This window comes from Kitasatospora sp. NPDC059088, from assembly GCF_042738155.1.
In the GTDB taxonomy this organism is placed as follows: domain Bacteria; phylum Actinomycetota; class Actinomycetes; order Streptomycetales; family Streptomycetaceae; genus Kitasatospora.
On sequence record NZ_JBHYGR010000085.1, the window covers coordinates 15,372 to 31,674 of the forward strand.

Genomic DNA, 16,303 nt, shown 5'->3' on the forward strand with positions numbered 1-16,303 from the left:
TGTGTACCCGAGACCGGTCGCCGACCGTCGGCCGCGACCAGGCCGTCGACGCCCCGGCGTGCGCGAGCTGGCCCGCCCCGGCCCGGCCCGCCGCTGCTAGGCGGCCTGCTCAGCCTCTTGGTCGAGGATCCGTCCGTCGTGGAGTTCGATGACCCGGTCGGCGAGGGTCATCAGCGTCGGGTCGTGGGTGGCGACCAGGACGGTGACGCCCTCGCTCCGGACCACAGCGCGCAGCAGCTCCATGATCGAGCGGCCGGTCTCCGAGTCCAGCTGGCCGGTGGGCTCGTCGGCGATGATCAGGCCGGGGTCGTTGGCGAGTGCGCGGGCGATCGCGACGCGCTGCTGCTGGCCGCCGGAGAGTTCGCCGGGCCGCTGGTTGGCGTGGTCGGCGAGGCCGACCAGGGCGAGCAGGGTGTGCGCGCGCTCCTCGCGCTCGGCCGGCGGGACCTTGCGCAGCCGCATCGGCACGCCGACGTTCTCGGCGGCGGTGAGCATCGGGATCAGTCCGAAGGACTGGAAGACGAATCCGATCCGCTCCCGCCGCAGGGCGAGCCGGCCGTCCTCGTCCAGGCCGCCGAGATCGATGCCGTCCAGGACGATGCTGCCGCTGGTCGGCGCGTCCAGACCGCCGACCAGGTTGAGCAGGGTGGTCTTGCCGGAGCCGGAGCGGCCCTTGAGCGCGGTGAGTTCACCGCGCTCGATCGAGAAGTCGATGCCGCGCAGGGCGTGGACGGTCCGTTCCCCGCTGCCGAAGCTGCGCCGCAGATCGGACACGGCCACCATCGGGCCGGTGGCCGTCAGGGTGGTGTCGGCGGCCTGGTCTTGCGTCATGCGGCGTCCCCCTGGGGTGGTGACGACCCGGTTCTGTTCGGGTCAACGGATGGAGTGCTTTCGTGGGTTCAACCTCCCGGGCAGAGAAATTCGAAAGGAGAAGTTCCCTGGTCAGGAGGCGGTCGGCGAACCCGAAGTCATGAAGTGTGCATGGCATTTCAGTGGCTTCTCCCCACCGGGGATGTCGCCAATACAAGGAATTTGCTCATTGCTTACTTGATTCGCGCAAGTCCCTTCCGTTCCTGGATCGAATCTGACAGCATCGTCCGCTATCCGGCGATCGAATGCCGGTGATCACTGCGCCGGTACGCCCGTGGGGTGCCCGTCCGTGACCGATGAGGGTCCGGAACGGATCGACGGGTGGGGGCTGGATTGCGACCGGGTCTGAGACCGGGGGAGGAACTTGATGCTCGGCTTCGTCGTGCGCAGGGTGCGCGGGCGACTGCCGCTGGCTGCTGCCGTCCTGCTGACGGTACTGATCACCACGGCGGTACTGACCGCTCTGGTGACCTTCAACAGCAGCGTCGGCCAGGCCGGCCTGCGGCAGGCGCTCCAGGGACCGGGCCATGCCCGGACCGCTGTGGTGGTGACCGCGGAGCACGGCTCCGACCAGCGGCAGAAGGACGAGGAGGCGCTCGCCTCCTACCGGCAGAAGCTCTTCGGCGACCTACCGGTCCACACCGACAGCCTGCTGCGCAGCCGATCCTTCGGCCTGTCGGGCGGTGACGCCCCGGTGGGTGGTCAGTCCGGCACGGACAAGGTCGACCTGACGGTCCTCGCGGATCTCGACCGCTCCCGGGTGAGCCTGGTCGCCGGTGCCTGGCCGGGCGCCGTCACCGGGCCGGTCCGCTCCGCGGCCCCGCAGGTCGCCGTGCCGCAGACCATGCTGGCCCGGCTCGGCCTGACCGCCCGGGCGCTGCCCGTGGACGTCCCGCTCACCGACCGGCTCGACGGCACGGCGCTGACCGTCCGGGTCACCGGCGTCTACCGGGCCGCCGATCCGTTCGCCGCGTACTGGCGCATCGACCCGATCGGCGGCCACGAGGTCGAGACCGGCGGATTCACCACCTACGGCCCGATGATGGTCGACCCGAGCGCTTTCGCGGCCGGGGCCCTGCCGCAGAGCAGCCGCGGCTGGCTGCTCGACGCCGACTTCGCGGGCGTCGACCAGGACACGGCCGAGGCCATCGGCGGGCGGGCCCAGCCCCTGGCCGACGACCTGCGGAAGACCTTCAGTCTCACTGCCGCCACCGAACTCCCCGACCTGGTACGCGAGTTGTCGGCCAGTCTGATGGTCGCCCGGTCCACCCTGCTGATCGGCGCGCTGCAACTCGCCGTGCTGGCCGCCGCGGCCCTGCTGCTGGTGGTCCGGCTGATCTCGACCCGCCAGGAGCGGGAGAACGAACTGCTCGCCGCCCGCGGTGCCTCCGGTGCCCGGCTCGGCGGATTCACGGCCATGGAGTCGGTGCTGCTCGCCCTCCCGGCCGCGGTGTTCGCACCGCTGCTCACACCGTTCGTGGTCCGCGTCCTGGCCGGCCTCGGCCGCGCCCACCAGATCGCCCTGGACACCCGGTTGAGCTGGACGCTCTGGCCGGTGGCCGTGCTCTGCACCCTGCTGTGCATCGCGCTGGCCAGCGCGCCCGGCCTGCTGCGCGGTGCCGGCGCCGCGCTGCGCCGCAAGGCCGGCCGACGCCAGGCGGTGGTCTCCGGCATCGCGCGCAACGGCGGGGACCTCGCGGTGCTCGCCCTGGCCGTGCTCGCCTACCAGCAACTCGACCAGTACGGCGGCGGACTGTCCGCCGACTCCTCCGGACAGCTCGGCGTCGACCCGCTGCTGGTCGCCACCCCCACCCTGGCGCTGTGCGCGGGAACCCTGGTGGTGCTGCGGCTGCTGCCCCTGGTCGCCCGGCTGGGCGCCCGGGTCGCCGCCCGGGGCAGCGGCCTCGGCCCGGCCATGGTCGGCTGGCAGCTGTCGCGTCAGCCCGCCCGGGCCAACGGGCCGGTGCTGCTGCTGGTGATGGCCGTGGCCACCGGCGTGCTCGCGCTCGGCCAGCACGCCACCTGGACCGACTCCCAGCGCGACCAGGCCGCCTTCGACACGGCCGGCGGCCTGCGGATATCCGCCGCGCACACCGCGCTGATGGGCCAGGGCGGCCGCTACGGCGCGCTGCCCGGCGGCGACCGGCTGATCCCGGTCTACCACGAGCAGCAGCCGCTCCCGGCCGGCACGGGCCAACTGCTCGCCCTGGACACGGCCGCCGTCGCCGACCGCATCCCGATCCGCGCCGACCTGCTCGACGGGGCCGACCGGGCGGCGGTGTTCGGCCCGCTCGCCCAGCCGGCCCCGACCGGCGCCAAGGGCGGGGTCCCGCTCCCCGGCCGCCCGCTGCGGATCGACGCGGACCTGTCCATCCGACAGACGGTCGACAACACCGGCCTGTTCACCGGGATGCACCCGATGGCCCCCTCCCCGCCGGAGGTGACCCTGCTGCTGCGGGACCGCAACGGATACGTCCACAAGGCCCCGTTCGTCGGCCTCCCGGTCAGCGGTCAGCAGCACGCCTCGGCCCCGCTGACCACGCTGGTCGACGCGCCGATGGGCTCCGTCGCCGCGCCGCTGACCCTGGTCGGGGCGACCGTCTCCTACAGCGACCGGGCCGAGGGCGAGGTGACCGTCGGCCGGCTGGCCGTCTCGGACAGCGCCGACGGCCCCGCGACCGAGGTCCCGGTGCCGGCCGGCCTCTCCTGGAAGGGGGACGTGGTCGACGGTCCGGCGCTCAAGAGCGGGGAGGCCCCGCTGGTCGCCGTCGCGCCCGAACCCGCCGATGCCGGGCGGCTGTTCACCGTCGACTACCGCTTCGCGAGGGGCACCGGCCTCTCCCTGCGGGCCGTCCTCGGCACCGCCGGGACGGACGTTCCGACGACCGTGTCCGGCGTCGCCACCAAGGACTACCTCAAGCTCATCGGCGGCTCCGCCGGCGACGTCGTCCGGGTGCCGTTCGCCGGGGGCGTCGTCCCGGTCAAGATCACCAAGGCGGTCGAGGCCGTGCCGGTCGGCGGCCGCAGCGCGCTGGTCGTCGACCTCGACACCGTGGCGCGGCTGCTGGCCGCGCAGGGCCGGGTGCTGCCCAGCCACGCCGAGTGGTGGCTGCCGGCCACCGGGCCCGGCGACCGCGCTCCGGCCGAACTGGCCGCCGCCGTGCGGGCCGCCCCGGGCACCCAGGACGTCCAGCTCTCCGACGAGGTCACCGAGGGGATGCTCAGCGACCCGGTGGGCGCCGCCCCGCAGAACGCGCTGATGGCCATCGCGCTCGTCACCGCCCTGCTCGCCGCGATCGGCTTCGTCGCCGCCGTGGCCGGCTCCGCCCACGAGCGCGCCCGGGACTCCGCGCTGCTGCTCGCCCTGGGCGCGCCGCGCAAGCAGGTCACCCGCACCGTCGCGGCCGAACAGGCGCTGCTGGTCGGGCTCGGCGGGACGGTCGGGATCGCCCTCGGCGCCCTGCTGGTCCACCTGATCGTCCCGTTCGTGGTCCTGACACCCGCCGCCCACCGCCCCCTGCCCGAGGCCCTGATCGACCTGCCCGTCGGCCAGGCCCTGCTGTTCGCGGCCGCGATCGCCGTCGCCCCGCTGCTGTCGGCCTTCCTGATCGGACGCCGCCGTCGAGACGTGGCCAACCGGCTGCGCCACGTGGAGGAGATGTGACCACCCAGGCCGGCACCCCCGTGCCCGCCCCCGACACCGCCCACCGTCCGGCCCACCGGCCCGCGCGCTGGGTCCCCACCCGGCTGCGGGCGAACCCGCTCGCCGCGCTGCTGATGGCGGTGCTCGCGTTCGTCACCGTCTTCCTGGCGGCGGCCTTCCCGCGGATCGCGGACCGGGGCGCGGACGCGGCGCTGCGCGACTTCGTCGGCCAGAAGGGCCTCAACGCGACCAGCCTCCAGGTCACCTCCCGGACGCAGCTCGACGACAACGCCGTCGTGCTCGACCGGGTGCAGCGGCAGCTGACCGAGACGGTCGGCCGGCAGCTGACGCTGGCCCAGGCGGGCCAGGCCCACGGCGCCCGCGCCCTGAGCGGGCGCACGATGCGCAACCCGGAGTACGTCCGGATCTCGGACAGCACCGACCCCGAGATCGGCCTGTTCTACCTCCAGGACCTGGCCGACCGGGCCACCCTCACCGACGGCACCTGGCCGACCCCCGGCACCGGCGACGGTCCGCTGCCGATCGTGCTGAGCAGGACGGCCGCCGACACCATCCACATCAAGCTCGGTGACGTCATCGACAACGGCGTGGACGGCGTGGGCGCCAAGCGGACCACCGTGGTGGTCGGCTTCTACCGGATCAACGACCCCCACGACCCGTTCTGGGACAACCTCGGCTGCCCGGCCCGGGCCTGCCTCAAGCCGGTCCCCGAGCACGAGCACTGGGCGACCAGCGGCTTCGTCGACGGCGCCGGCCTGGCCGCGCTGGCGCGCTGGGGTTCGGGCGCCGAGAACTTCTGGCGGCTGCCCGTCGACCCCGGCGCGCTGCGCGCCGACCAGCTCGCCCGGACCCGGACCGTGGTCAGCTCCCTCCAGACCGGGCCGGGCGCCACGAACCTGTCCGGCGTCACCCTGCGCGGCGACCTGCGGACCGGCTCCAGCCTGACGGACATCCTGAGCCGGGCGGACGACCGTTACCGGGCGTCGTTGCCGCTCAGCACGATCGGCCCGGCCGGTGTCGCGGGTGTCGCGGTCGTGGTGCTGTTCCTGGCCGCGGCGCTGACCACCGACCGGCGGGCCGCGGAGATCCGGTTGCTGCGGGCCCGTGGCGGTTCGCGGACCGGGGTGCTGGGGCGCTTGGTCGGTGAGGGCGCGGTGACGGTGCTGCCGGCCGCGGTGGCCGGTGCGGCGCTCGCGGTGGTGCTGCTGCCGACGCCGCGATGGGAGGGCGCGGTGCTGGCCGCCGTGGTGGCGGCGTCCATCGCGCTGCTGGCCTTCCCCGCGCGGGCGGCGCTGTTGTGGTCGCGCGGGCGGGCCGCGGGTGGCCGGCGTCGGCTGGTGGGTGAGCTGGCGGTGCTGGCGGTCACGGTGGCGGCGGTGGCCGAGGTCCGGCGTCGGGGTGTGGGGACGGGTGGCGGGTTGGATCCGCTGCTGGTGGCCGCGCCGTTGCTGCTGGCGGTGACGGGTGGGCTGGTGCTGGCGCGGGTCGAGCCGGTGGCGGTCGGCCGGCTGGCGGCGCTGGCCGGGCGGGGCCGTGGCCTGGTGGCGTTCCTGGGCCTGGCCCGGGCGGCCCGGGACAGTACGGGGCGGCGCAGGCCCTCCGTGCTGCCGCTGCTCGCGCTGCTGATCGCCGTGACCACCACCGGTTTCGGTGCCACCGTGCTCGACACCGTCGACCACGTCCGCACCCGGGCCGCGCGGATCGCCACCGGCGGGGACATCGGCGTCTCCCTGCCCGACTACGCCACCCTCACCGAGTCCTTCACCAAGGCCGCCGACGCCCTGCCCGGCGTCCACGCCTCCACCGGTGCGTGGGTCGAGCCCAAGGCCCGCTTCGTCGGCGCCGACCAGGACTACACCGAGGCCTACCTGGTGGTGGTGGATCCGGCGGCCTACGCCGAGATCTCCCGCACGGTCGGGGTCGGCGAGTTCGACGGGGCGAAACTGGCCGGCACGTCGGGCGGCCGGGACACCCCGGTGCCCGCCCTGGTCAGCCGCGACCTGGCCAAGCGGCTGGCCGCCGGGCCGCCCCAGGTGCGCACGCCCAACGGCAACGCCCTGCGCCTGAGCGTCGTCGCGACCGTCGCCGCGACCCCGGCCCTGCCGGACCCGGGCAAGCCCTTCGTCGTGGTTCCGGCCGGTCCCGCCTGGGAGCGGCTGCCGGACGCGAAGCGGGTGAACAAGTGGTTCGCCGTCGGGGACATCGACCCCGAACGGGTCAGGTCGACCCTGCGGGACAACGGCGGCGCCCAGCCGACGGGTCTGGCCAAGCTGGTCGCGGACGACGCAGCGGCCGCCGGCAAGGGCACCCACGGCCTGCCCGTGGGGTACACGGTGCACAGCAGCGCGGAGACGGTCACCGTGCTCGCCGACGATCCGTTGCAGCACGCCGCCGAGCGGCTGTTCTGGTACGCGGCCGCCGCCGGAGCCGGCTACGCCCTGCTCGCCGTCCTGCTGACGCTGTTCCGCGCCGCACCCGACCGCACCGCCGTCCTCGCCCGCCTGCGCACCATGGGCCTGCGCCCCCGCCAAGGACTCGCACTGATCATCACCGAGGCACTGCCGCAGACCCTCGCGGCCGCCGTCGGCGGCGGCCTGGCCGCCCTCGCGGCCGTCGCCCTGCTCGGCGGCGCCTTCGACATCTCCACCCTCGTCGGCGCCGAGGTCGGCGACGCCATCACCCCCGTCCTGCTCCCCGTCCTGCTGCCCACCACCGGCCTCGCCCTGCTGGTCGGCCTCGGCATCGTCCTGGAGACCCTCATCGCCGGCCGACGCCAGATCGCCACCGAACTCCGCGCCGGGGAACAGGCATGATCCCCGGTCGGGTGGTCGAGGAGGCACCGGGCAGCCCCGGCCTCCCGCCTCCCGTGAAGATCGCGTCGAACTTCCTGTTCGCAGACGACGCACCGGAGTAGCCTGCGACCCGTGAACGAACTGGTGTTCCGGGGCAAGGACTTGTTCCGCCCCTCCAAGTCCCGTCTGGTCGGCGCGCTCGCCTTCCTCGTCCTCATGGTGTCCGTCGGGATGATGCGCTCCGGGCCGGTGTTCGTGGCCTGGTCGCTCGGCACCGTCGTGGTGCTGTTCGTGCCGGTCTTCTACAGCTCGTGGCGAGGCTGGAGCCGGGTCGGGCCCGAGGGCGTGACGATCTGCTGGGGGTTCGGGGCCGGGCGCACCTACTCCTGGGCGGAGATCCGCTGGGTCGACGTCCGCACCACCGCGTCCAGCGGCCCGTACGCCGGCTCCGGACCGACCCGCGCGGCGCGGATCTTCACCACGGGCGGGCGCCGGCGCTCGCTGCCGGGCCTGTCCTGGAGCCCGCTGTACCCGACCGAGGACTTCGACGTGAACGTCCGGCGGCTGCGCACCTGGTGGGAGTCCAGCACCGAGGAGGCGCAGCGGGTCGAGCCCGGGAAGCAGTTCCGGGACCGGCTGACGCCGACCGCGGTCGCGATCGTCGCCGTCGTCCTGATCATGGTGGTCGGCTGGTTCGTGATCGCCTCGCGGTACTGACCGCCGTCCGCCGCAGCACAGTTGAGCGGGTGCGCTCCCGGCCGGGCCGGGGGCGCACCCGCTGTCGTGCGTCCGGGGGTCAGCGGCGCAGCCCGTCCAGCAGGGTGAGGACGTCCTCGACCGAGCCCGCGGGGTCGGTGACGGGGTAGAGCACGCCGCGCACGGTGCGGCCGGCGTCGAGGACCAGGGTGAGCCGTTTGAGGCGTTCGACGCCCGCGGCGCGGAAGGTGGGCAGCCGAAGCCCGGCGGCGAGTTCCAGGCCGGCGTCGGAGAGCAGCGGGAACGGGATCCGGGCGTGCTCGGCGAAGGCCGCCAGCTGGTCCGGGCGTTGGGTGCTGACGCCGTGGACGACGGTGTCGCGGGCGGCGAACTCGCCCATCCGGTCGCGGTAGGTGCAGGACTCCAGGGTGCAGCCGGGCGCGCCGGGGATGTCGCCCCAGCCGGGCGGCTGGTCGGCCCCGCCCGGGGCGTAGGCGCCGGGGTAGCAGTAGAGCACCGTCCAGGCGTGGTCCGCGGCGACCGGGTCGACCCGTCCGCCGGCGGCGGCGTCGAGTTCCAGTGCGGGCAGCCGGTGGCCGGTGAGGGCCGTGACCCGGCGGGTCTCGGCGGAGTCGGGGGTGCTGGTGGCGGAGAGGGTGCCGTCGCCCAGGACGTAGCGTCCGCCCCAGTCCTGGAGGGCGACCAGGACGGGCAGGAGTCCGCGGCCGCGGTCCGTCAGGTGGTACTCGTAGCGCGGCGGGTGCGGGTGGTAGAGCCGTTTCTCCAGGACGCCGTCGGCGACCAGGGCCTTGAGGCGCTCGGTGAGCACCTTGCGGCTGATGCCGAGTCCGTTCTGCAGGGCGTCGAACTGGTGGGTGCCTCCGGCGACGTCCCTGACCAGGAGCAGGGTCCAGGTGTCCCCGACCACCGTCAGGGCCTGGGAGATCGCGCAGTCGGGGTCCGCCGCTTCCGTGTGCCGCATGATCACCCAGTATAGTGAGTTCCCAAAGGGAACTCACTCGGTCCCGCTGGTGGACCGGTGGCGGCGAAGGGGCGGACGTTGACGACCGAGACGGTGGGCGCGGCGAGAACGGCGGATCCGGCGGGCGGGGACGGGAGCGGGGGCGGCGGAAGCGGCCCCGGGGCGGGGGCGTTCTGGCGCTACTGGACCGCCTCGACCGTCAGCCGGCTCGGCGACCAGGTGACGACGGTGGCCCTGCCGCTGATCGCGGTGGTCACCCTGCACGCCTCGGCCTTCGAGGTCGGACTGATCACGGGCGCCGCCTACGTCGCCTGGCTGGTGATCGGACTGCCGGCCGGCGTGCTGGTCCAGCGGCTGCCCCTGCGCGGCACCCAGGTGGCGATGGACCTGCTGCGGGCCGCCGCCGTCGCCTCGGTGCCGCTGGCCGCCGCGTTCGGGGTGCTGGGGCTGCCCCAACTGGTCGCGGTGGCCCTGCTGGTCGGCTTCGCGAGCGTGCTCTTCGACGTCGGCAACTCGACCTTCCTGCCCGCCGTCGTCCCCAAGGAGGAGCTGACCGCCCGCAACAGCCTGCTCTCCGGCAGCGTCGCCGCCACCGACCTGGCCGGGCCCTCGCTCGGCGGCGTGCTGGTGCAGCTGGTCGGCGGCGCGGCCTCGATGCTGCTGGACGCCGTCAGCTACCTCGCTTCGGCGGCCCTGCTGGGCACCCTGCCGCCGGTCGCACAGCCCGCCGCCCGGCCGACCGGCGGCGCCGGGATGCGCGAGCAGATCCGCGAGGGCTGGCGGTTCGTCACCCGGCACCCGGTGATCCGGCCCTGCGTGGCCGACGCCACCGCGGTGAACTTCGTCTGCGGCGGGCTGATGACGCTCACCCCGGTCTTCCTGGTCCGCACCCTCGACGCCCCGGCCGCCGCCGTCGGCGCCCTGATGGCCACCGGCGGGCTCGGCAGCCTGCTCGGCGCGGCCGCCACTCCCCGGCTGGTCGCGCGGTTCGGCAGCGGCACCGCGCTGCGCTGGGCGGCCGTGGTCGCCACCGCCTTCGCCCTGCTGCTGCCGCTCGCCGGGCCCGGGTGGGCGACGCTGGTCTTCGCGCTCGGCAACGCCGGGTTCTCGGCGGGGGTCGTGGTCACCAGCATCGTGACCCGCACCCACCGGCAGACCCGGACCCCGCCGGAGCTGCTGTCCCGGGTGATGGCCACGGTCCGCTTCGTCTCCTGGGGCGCCATCCCGGTCGGCGCCCTGGCCGCCGGAGCCGCCGCCGCGACCTGGGGACCGCGGACGGCGCTGCTCCTGGTCGCCGTGGTCAGCGTGGTGAGCCCGGTGATCCTGCTGGCCGGCCCGATCCGGCGGATGCGCGAGCTGACCTGACCCGGAGCCCGGGGCGGGGGCCGGCGCACGGCCCCCGCCCGCGGGCCCGAGGGCGGTTCAGGAGGCCGTGAAGGTCACCTGGTCGACCGTCCAGAAGGCACTGTTGGTGCCGGTGTAGCGGAACTGGAAGCGGGCGCCGGTGGCGCCGGCCGGGACGGTGACCGGCAGCTGCTCGACGGTGTTGAGGTCGCTGCGGTAGGACTTCACCAGCTGCGGGGTGCCGTTGTCGAAGACCACGTACAGGTCACCGGTCTGCGGGCCGTCCACCTTGTAGTCGGTCGCGAAGGAGAGCGTGCCGCGGCTCAGGCCGGACACCGGGTAGACCGGGCTGATCAGGGTGGAGTCGAACTGCCCGGCGCCGTGCGCCTTGTCGTCCCACTCGTCGGAGTCCGCGACGGCGAACACGTTGCGGGCGCGCACATTGGTCTCGCGGGACTGGTTCAGCTCGGCGGCGGTCCAGAACTCGTCGGTGGCGAAGGCCCAGCCGCGCCACTCGGTCACACCGCCGCTGGGCATCCGGGAGTTGTCGATGCTCCAGCCGGCCGGCGGGGTGTGGGTCCAGCCCTTCACCCCGGCCGGGATGCCGGTCTCGTCGACCCGGGTCTGCAGGTTCGGGCGCAGCGCGTCGAAGGCGTCCGGGGTGATCTCGTCGATCGGCCGGCCGTCGAGCTTCCAGGCGGGGTCGACGGCGACGCCCTCGTGCTTGAGGACGGTGGGGGCGATGTCGACCGGCTTGACGTCGTAGCGGCGCGAGCCGGGGGCGTAGCCGGCGCCGTCGGCGATCAGGAAGGTCTGCCGCTCGTTGGCGCTGTTGCCGCCGTGGCCGCCCGCGTCGGTGTGGCCGTGGTCGGTGGTGACGACGATCAGCCAGTCCTCGGAGCCGTACGTGGGGCGGGACTTGACGGCCTGCACGACCTGGCCGACCAGGCCGTCCACGGTGTGGATGGCGGACAGGTAGTCGGCGCTGGCGCCGCCGTGGGCGTGGCCGGCCTCGTCGACGCCGTCGAAGTGCAGGAAGGTCTCGTCGGGGTTGCCGTGGGCGAGGTAGTCCGCGGCGTCGGTGGCGGTCTTGCCGTCGTTCTCGCTCTCCGGGATGCGCAGGTCGGCGCGGCCGTTGAAGACGTTGGCGGCGATGGGGTTCCAGGAGCCGATCACCAGCGTGGAGTTGCCGGGGTCGGCGGCCTCCAGGCGGGTGGCGTAGTCGGGGTACAGGTCGAAGCGGGCGCCGGTGAAGGCGTTGTCCTTGACCTTGTGCTTGTCGGGCCACACGCCGGTGGCGATGGTGGACCAGCCCGGGCCGGACAGGGTGGGCGCCAGCGGGTTGGCGTACAGGTTGCTGGTGGCGGTCAGGCCGCCCGCCATCAGGGCCTTGAGGTTGGGCGCGTCGGCGGTGAGCAGCTTGTCGTAGCGGGTGCCGTCGACGCCGATGACCAGGGTCTTGGCCTGCTTGGTGCCGTTCGGCAGGCCCTGGTACGAGCCGTCGGCCGCGACCGCGGCGGACGCACCGGTGGCGGCGGACCCGGTCACGGCGGTGGCGGCGGACGCGGAGAGCGGGATCAGCGCGGCGACGGTCGCGGCGACCGTGGCGGTGGCGAGGGCCGCGCTGCGGATGGAGCGGGAGGTGCGCAAGGGGGGCTCCCAACTGGGCATCGGTTCGGTGCAGTTGCACCAGCACCGAGAGTGGGGCGGCCGGGCGAGCACGAACCCTTGACGAATCCACGGCGGCATGAACAACGGTCGAAATTCAGTCCAGACCGGTTATCGTTCCGTGACCTTCGCCCGGCCGCCGAACCCCCCGCCCCGGCCGCTCGATAGGCTTGCGCGGTGAACCAGCCCACCCCCCGGCCCGGCCCGAAACCCGCCCGCGCCGGCGTCCCCGAGCACGGCCGGGTGCCCAAGTACTACCTGGTCAAGGAGCGGCTGGAGGAGCTCCTCGGCGAGCTCGGCCCGGGCGGCCGACTGCCCACCGAGGCCGACCTGGCGCAGCGTCACGGCGTCGCCCGCGCGACGGTCCGCCAGGCCCTGCGCGAGCTCCTGCTGGAGGGCCGACTGCGCCGCCAGGGGCGCGGCACGGTCGTCGCCGGACCGAAGATCGAGCAGCCGCTGTCCCTCACCAGCTACACCGAGGGCGTCACCCGCCAGGGCCTGCGCCCCGGCCGCACCCTGATCACCCTCGACCGCCTGGCCGCCGACCCCGCGCTGGCCGGGCGCCTGGCCGTCGCCGAGGGCGAACCGCTCTGGCACCTGGAACGCGTGCTGCGCGCCGACGAGGAGCGCGTCGGACTGGAGTCCACCTACGTGCCGGTGGCCCGAGTACCCGACCTGGCGACGGACTTCGACCCCGAGGGCTCCTTCTACGGCTACCTGCGCGCGCACGGCGTCCACCTCGGCACCGCCGACGAGCGGATCGAGACCGTCCTGGCCACCCCGCGCGAGGCCCTGCTGATCGGCACCCCGCCCGCGCTGCCGATGCTGCTGCTGCACCGCCGCAGCCTCGACGCCGACGGCCGCCCGCTGGAACTGGTCCGCGCCCTCTACCGGGGCGACCGGTTCAGCTTCACCCTCGCCCTCGGCGCCCCGCCGCCCGGGGAGGCCGAGCGGCCCTGACCGGCCGGGCCCGACCGGCCGGGCCCGGCGGACCCGACCCCGGCGGACCCGACCTCAGCGGAACGCGGCGACGTTGCGCGCGGCCCAGTCCGCGAAGGACCGCGGCGGCCGACCGAGGACCCGCTCGACGTCCGGGCTGATCCGGGTCTCGGCCGGGCTGGGCGAGCCGAGGATGTCCAGGGTGTCGTCGGCGAGCTCCACCGGCATGGCCCGGGCCATGCCGGCCCTGGCCTCCTCCCGGCTCAGCTCGTGGAAGCGCACCGGCTCGCCCAGCGCGGCGGCCAGGGCCGCCGCCTGCCCGCGCGGGGTGATCACCTCCGGCCCGGTGAGCTCGTAGCGGCCACCGCCGTGCCGCTCGTCCAGCAGGCAGGCCGCCGCCACCTCGGCGATGTCGGCCGGGTCGACGACCGGCACGCCGACGTCCCCGAAGGGCGCGGCGACCAGCCGGTCGGTGCGCACCGAGTCGGCCCACCAGAAGGCGTTGGAGGCGAAGCCGCCCGGCCGCAGGATGCTCCACTCCACGCCGGAGGCGCACAGCTTGTCCTCCAGCGCGCGCAGCGCGATCCGGGTCCGGCCGAAGGGCCTGGTCACCACGCCCTGGCTGGACAGCAGGACGATCCGCCGGACGCCGGCGCCCACCGCGTCGGCGACCAGGTCGGCCGGGTCGGCCCCGGCGCCGTGCAGGTCGCCGGAGAGCAGCAGGAACAGCGCCTCCGCCCCGGCCAGTACCGGCTTGAGGGCACCCGGCTCGGCCAGGTCGGCCGTCACGTGGCGGACGCCGTCCGGCACCGCCGCCGCCCGCCGCGACACCGCCGTCACCTCCCGGCCCGCCTCGGCCAGCGCCCGGGTCAACGGCCGGCCGATGTTCCCAGTGGCTCCGGTCACCACGATCATTTTCTGCTCCCACTACTCGTCTGTTCGTCCTGCTCGGAGGTCGCTCCGATGCCCTCAACCTAGGAGCAGCGACTTACTTTTGGTAAGGACATACCTTGAAGTAAGCTCCACACATGAAGGAAGGCCCGCAGTACAGAGCGGCCGCACCGGGGGGCCGGTATGACGTGTTTCACACCGACTGCCCCGCGCGCACCGTCGTCGACCACGTGACCAGCCGATGGGGGATCTGGGTGCTGATCTCCCTGCGGAACAACGACCTGCGCTTCTACGAACTGCGCGAGAGCATCCAGGGCATCAGCGAGAAGATGCTCACCCAGACCCTGCGCGCCCTGGTCCAGGACGGCCTGGTCCGGCGGGAGGTCGCACCGACCACACCGCCCCAGGTCAGCTACGGGCTCACCGGGTTCGGCCGCGAACTGGGCGAGCCGCTCAAGGAACTGTTCGACCGGATCACCCGGCGGCTCCCCCCGCTCGACGGCGGCTCGGCGTCCGGCGGCGGTTCGGCGCCCGACGGCGTATCAGTGCCCGACAGCGGCTCGTGGACGGCTCAGAGCCCGCTCGGCCAGTCGTAGCCGCTCGGCACCTTGACGGCGGCGTTCTCCGCGGCCGTGCCGTACACCAGGGCGATCTCGTCGTGGGCGTGCAGCACGATCGCCGCCGGGTCGCCGCCCACCGCCTTGCCGTCCACGTACGCGGTGAGCGCGTGGGTGGCGTCGGTGCGCAGCCCGCCCAGGTGGTCCGCGGAGGCGGAGACCTGCCACTCGGTCAGGAACTGGCCCAGGGTGAAGTCGGCGGCCACCGGCGACTCGATGTGGACGACCCCGCTGGTGTCGTGGGTGTGCAGCGGGCTGATCCGCTGGGCGCTCTCGTCGATGCCGACCAGCGCGGGGACGGTCACGGGCTGCCCGTCGGCGTAGACGTCCAGGTGGGTGTGGATGTGCAGGGCGGTGCCCTCGGCGCCGAACATCGGCAGGCCGGCCGCCTTGACGGCCGCCGCGGCGTCGGCGGGCGCGTCCCAGGGCGGCGGGGTGGTCCGGCCCTCGGCGGTGGTCCGGGGGTGCGCCGGGACGCCCGACGGCGCGGAGCTGCCCTGGTTGTCGGCGATCACGACGGCGATCACGCCGACCACCGCGAGCACCACCAGGACGACCAGACCGCTCACCAGCCACCGCCTGGTCCGCGCGTGCCGGACCTCCGCGGCCCGGAGCGCGGCCACCCGGCCCTTGCGCCCGGACGGCTCCGGGCTCTGCGCTGACATCGGTGCGGGCCTCCTCGATCGAGGCTGCTGTCCCTCTCAGCCTCGCAGAGTCCGCCCGGGCGGGCGCGCCGAGCCGGCCCCGGGCGCGGAGCCCGGCCTCGGCGCCCGCCGCGCCGGCCGCGCCCCCGCCCCCCCCCCGGGGGCACCGGGGGCCGCGGTCGGCGCGGGCGCGCGGTCAGTGCTGGCCCGGGTAGCCCTGCTGGCCCGGGTACGGCACGTTCGGGACCTGCGGCGGGTACGGCTGGCCCTGCGGCGGCACCTGGGCGCCCGGCGGCGCCGGGTACGGCTGGGCCGGCGGGTAGGCCTGCGGCGGGTACGGCTGGCCCGGCTGCGCCGGCGGGTACGGCTGGTGCTGCGGCTGCTGCTGCGGCGGGTACGGCTGCGCCTGCGGCGCGCCGAAGCCCTGCTGCGGCTGCTGGTGCGGCGGCTGCTGCGGGATCATCTGCTGGCCGGGTGCGGCCTGGACGCCCATCGGGTACGCCGGCGGCGGGAAGCCCTGGTTCTGCGGCGTGTCGAAGGGCTGCGAGCTCGGGTCGATCGCCCCGGGCGGGAAGGCCGCGCTCAGCTGGTCCATCTCGGCCCGCCAGATGCGGTGGATGTTCAGGCGCACCGGGTTGGCGCTGCCCGGCATCTGGACGTACATCGAGCTCCAGATGCTCGCCCGCTTGACCCGGCTGACCGGGAAGGCCTGCCGCGGGAAGGCCGCGACCACGTCGCCGGGCCGGTTGTTCCAGCGGTTGGCCGAGTTGATCACCACGTGGCTGTTGGTGAGCGTCAGGAAGTAGTACCTGCGGGTCAGCACGATGATCAGGCCGACGAGCGGAATCTCACCGAGTGCGGCCGCGAGCCACGGGCTGGGCCCGCTCTCCGCGTGCACGCAGGCGATGAAGGTCTCGCCGGGCGGCGCCACCTGCGACAGCTTCTCGATGACCTGGGCCTTCTGCTTGGCCCGGAGGAATGCCATGGTCTTCTGTACCTCTTACCCCGTCTTGTCCGCCGACTCGGTGCGGCGGGAAATCGGCTGAGGTTAGCAGGTGGTGATGACACCTCGGACACCAGTGCCCCCGGGGCGGCCGGGGGGGGGGGGGGGGGGGGGTGTGGGGGGGGGGGGGGGGCCACCCCCCCCCCCACCCGCCGCCGACGGGGGGGGGGCGGTCGGGGGGGGGGGGCCGCGC

General features: G+C 74.6%; 12 protein-coding genes. 6 read left to right on the top strand and 6 right to left on the bottom strand.

Annotated features, from left to right (window positions below):
• Positions 1-96: 96 nt before the first annotated feature.
• On the bottom strand, positions 97-831 hold the full coding sequence (locus ACFWXO_RS30410) for an ABC transporter ATP-binding protein (protein WP_380527608.1): 735 nt from the start codon (positions 829-831) through the stop codon (positions 97-99).
• 406 nt (positions 832-1,237) lie between these two features.
• Here ACFWXO_RS30410 and ACFWXO_RS30415 point away from each other — a divergent pair, with 406 nt between their 5' ends.
• The 3 genes from ACFWXO_RS30415 (at position 1,238) to ACFWXO_RS30425 (ending at position 8,043) form a co-directional block, all read left to right on the top strand.
• The gene (locus ACFWXO_RS30415; RefSeq protein WP_380527610.1) at positions 1,238-4,534 is read left to right on the top strand and encodes an FtsX-like permease family protein; all 3,297 of its coding nucleotides are present in this window, start codon (positions 1,238-1,240) and stop codon (positions 4,532-4,534) included.
• Entirely contained in the window at positions 4,531-7,347 is a 2,817-nt protein-coding gene (locus ACFWXO_RS30420) for a hypothetical protein (protein ID WP_380527612.1), read from the top strand. Before ACFWXO_RS30415 ends, ACFWXO_RS30420 begins: the two co-directional genes overlap by 4 nt.
• Positions 7,348-7,458: 111 nt before the next feature.
• Positions 7,459-8,043, top strand: a complete 585-nt coding sequence (locus tag ACFWXO_RS30425) for a hypothetical protein (RefSeq protein ID WP_380527613.1) — start codon at positions 7,459-7,461, stop codon at positions 8,041-8,043.
• A gap of 79 nt (positions 8,044-8,122) precedes the next feature.
• Here ACFWXO_RS30425 and ACFWXO_RS30430 read toward each other — a convergent pair whose 3' ends face one another.
• Positions 8,123-9,004 (bottom strand): winged helix-turn-helix transcriptional regulator, encoded by an 882-nt coding sequence (locus ACFWXO_RS30430; RefSeq protein ID WP_380527615.1) that lies wholly within the window; start codon positions 9,002-9,004, stop codon positions 8,123-8,125.
• A gap of 78 nt (positions 9,005-9,082) precedes the next feature.
• On the opposite strand from ACFWXO_RS30430, the gene ACFWXO_RS30435 reads away from it, so the two are divergent.
• Positions 9,083-10,369 (top strand): MFS transporter, encoded by a 1,287-nt coding sequence (locus ACFWXO_RS30435; RefSeq protein WP_380527617.1) that lies wholly within the window; start codon positions 9,083-9,085, stop codon positions 10,367-10,369.
• A 57-nt stretch (positions 10,370-10,426) separates the two neighbouring features.
• Here ACFWXO_RS30435 and ACFWXO_RS30440 read toward each other — a convergent pair whose 3' ends face one another.
• On the bottom strand, positions 10,427-11,998 hold the full coding sequence (locus ACFWXO_RS30440) for an alkaline phosphatase family protein (protein WP_380527619.1): 1,572 nt from the start codon (positions 11,996-11,998) through the stop codon (positions 10,427-10,429).
• Between the two features lie 195 nt (positions 11,999-12,193).
• Between ACFWXO_RS30440 and ACFWXO_RS30445 the strand changes: the two genes are divergently transcribed.
• On the top strand, positions 12,194-12,976 hold the full coding sequence (locus ACFWXO_RS30445) for a GntR family transcriptional regulator (RefSeq protein ID WP_380527621.1): 783 nt from the start codon (positions 12,194-12,196) through the stop codon (positions 12,974-12,976).
• A 54-nt stretch (positions 12,977-13,030) separates the two neighbouring features.
• Here the strand turns inward: ACFWXO_RS30445 and ACFWXO_RS30450 are convergent, their stop codons facing one another.
• Positions 13,031-13,870: an SDR family oxidoreductase gene (locus ACFWXO_RS30450; RefSeq protein WP_380527623.1), complete on the bottom strand. Its 840-nt coding sequence runs from the start codon at positions 13,868-13,870 to the stop codon at positions 13,031-13,033.
• A gap of 113 nt (positions 13,871-13,983) precedes the next feature.
• On the opposite strand from ACFWXO_RS30450, the gene ACFWXO_RS30455 reads away from it, so the two are divergent.
• Positions 13,984-14,442: a winged helix-turn-helix transcriptional regulator gene (locus tag ACFWXO_RS30455; RefSeq protein WP_380527625.1), complete on the top strand. Its 459-nt coding sequence runs from the start codon at positions 13,984-13,986 to the stop codon at positions 14,440-14,442.
• On the opposite strand, the gene ACFWXO_RS30460 is transcribed toward ACFWXO_RS30455, so the two are convergent.
• Together ACFWXO_RS30460 and ACFWXO_RS30465 are read right to left on the bottom strand one after the other, a co-directional pair.
• A complete protein-coding gene (locus tag ACFWXO_RS30460; RefSeq protein WP_380527626.1) occupies positions 14,418-15,128 on the bottom strand; it encodes a hypothetical protein in 711 nt (236 codons plus the stop codon). The genes ACFWXO_RS30455 and ACFWXO_RS30460 overlap by 25 nt on opposite strands.
• Before the next feature lie 175 nt (positions 15,129-15,303).
• Positions 15,304-16,092, bottom strand: coding sequence for a hypothetical protein (locus tag ACFWXO_RS30465; RefSeq protein ID WP_380527627.1), 789 nt, complete (start codon positions 16,090-16,092; stop codon positions 15,304-15,306).
• Between the last annotated feature and the right edge of the window lie 211 nt (positions 16,093-16,303).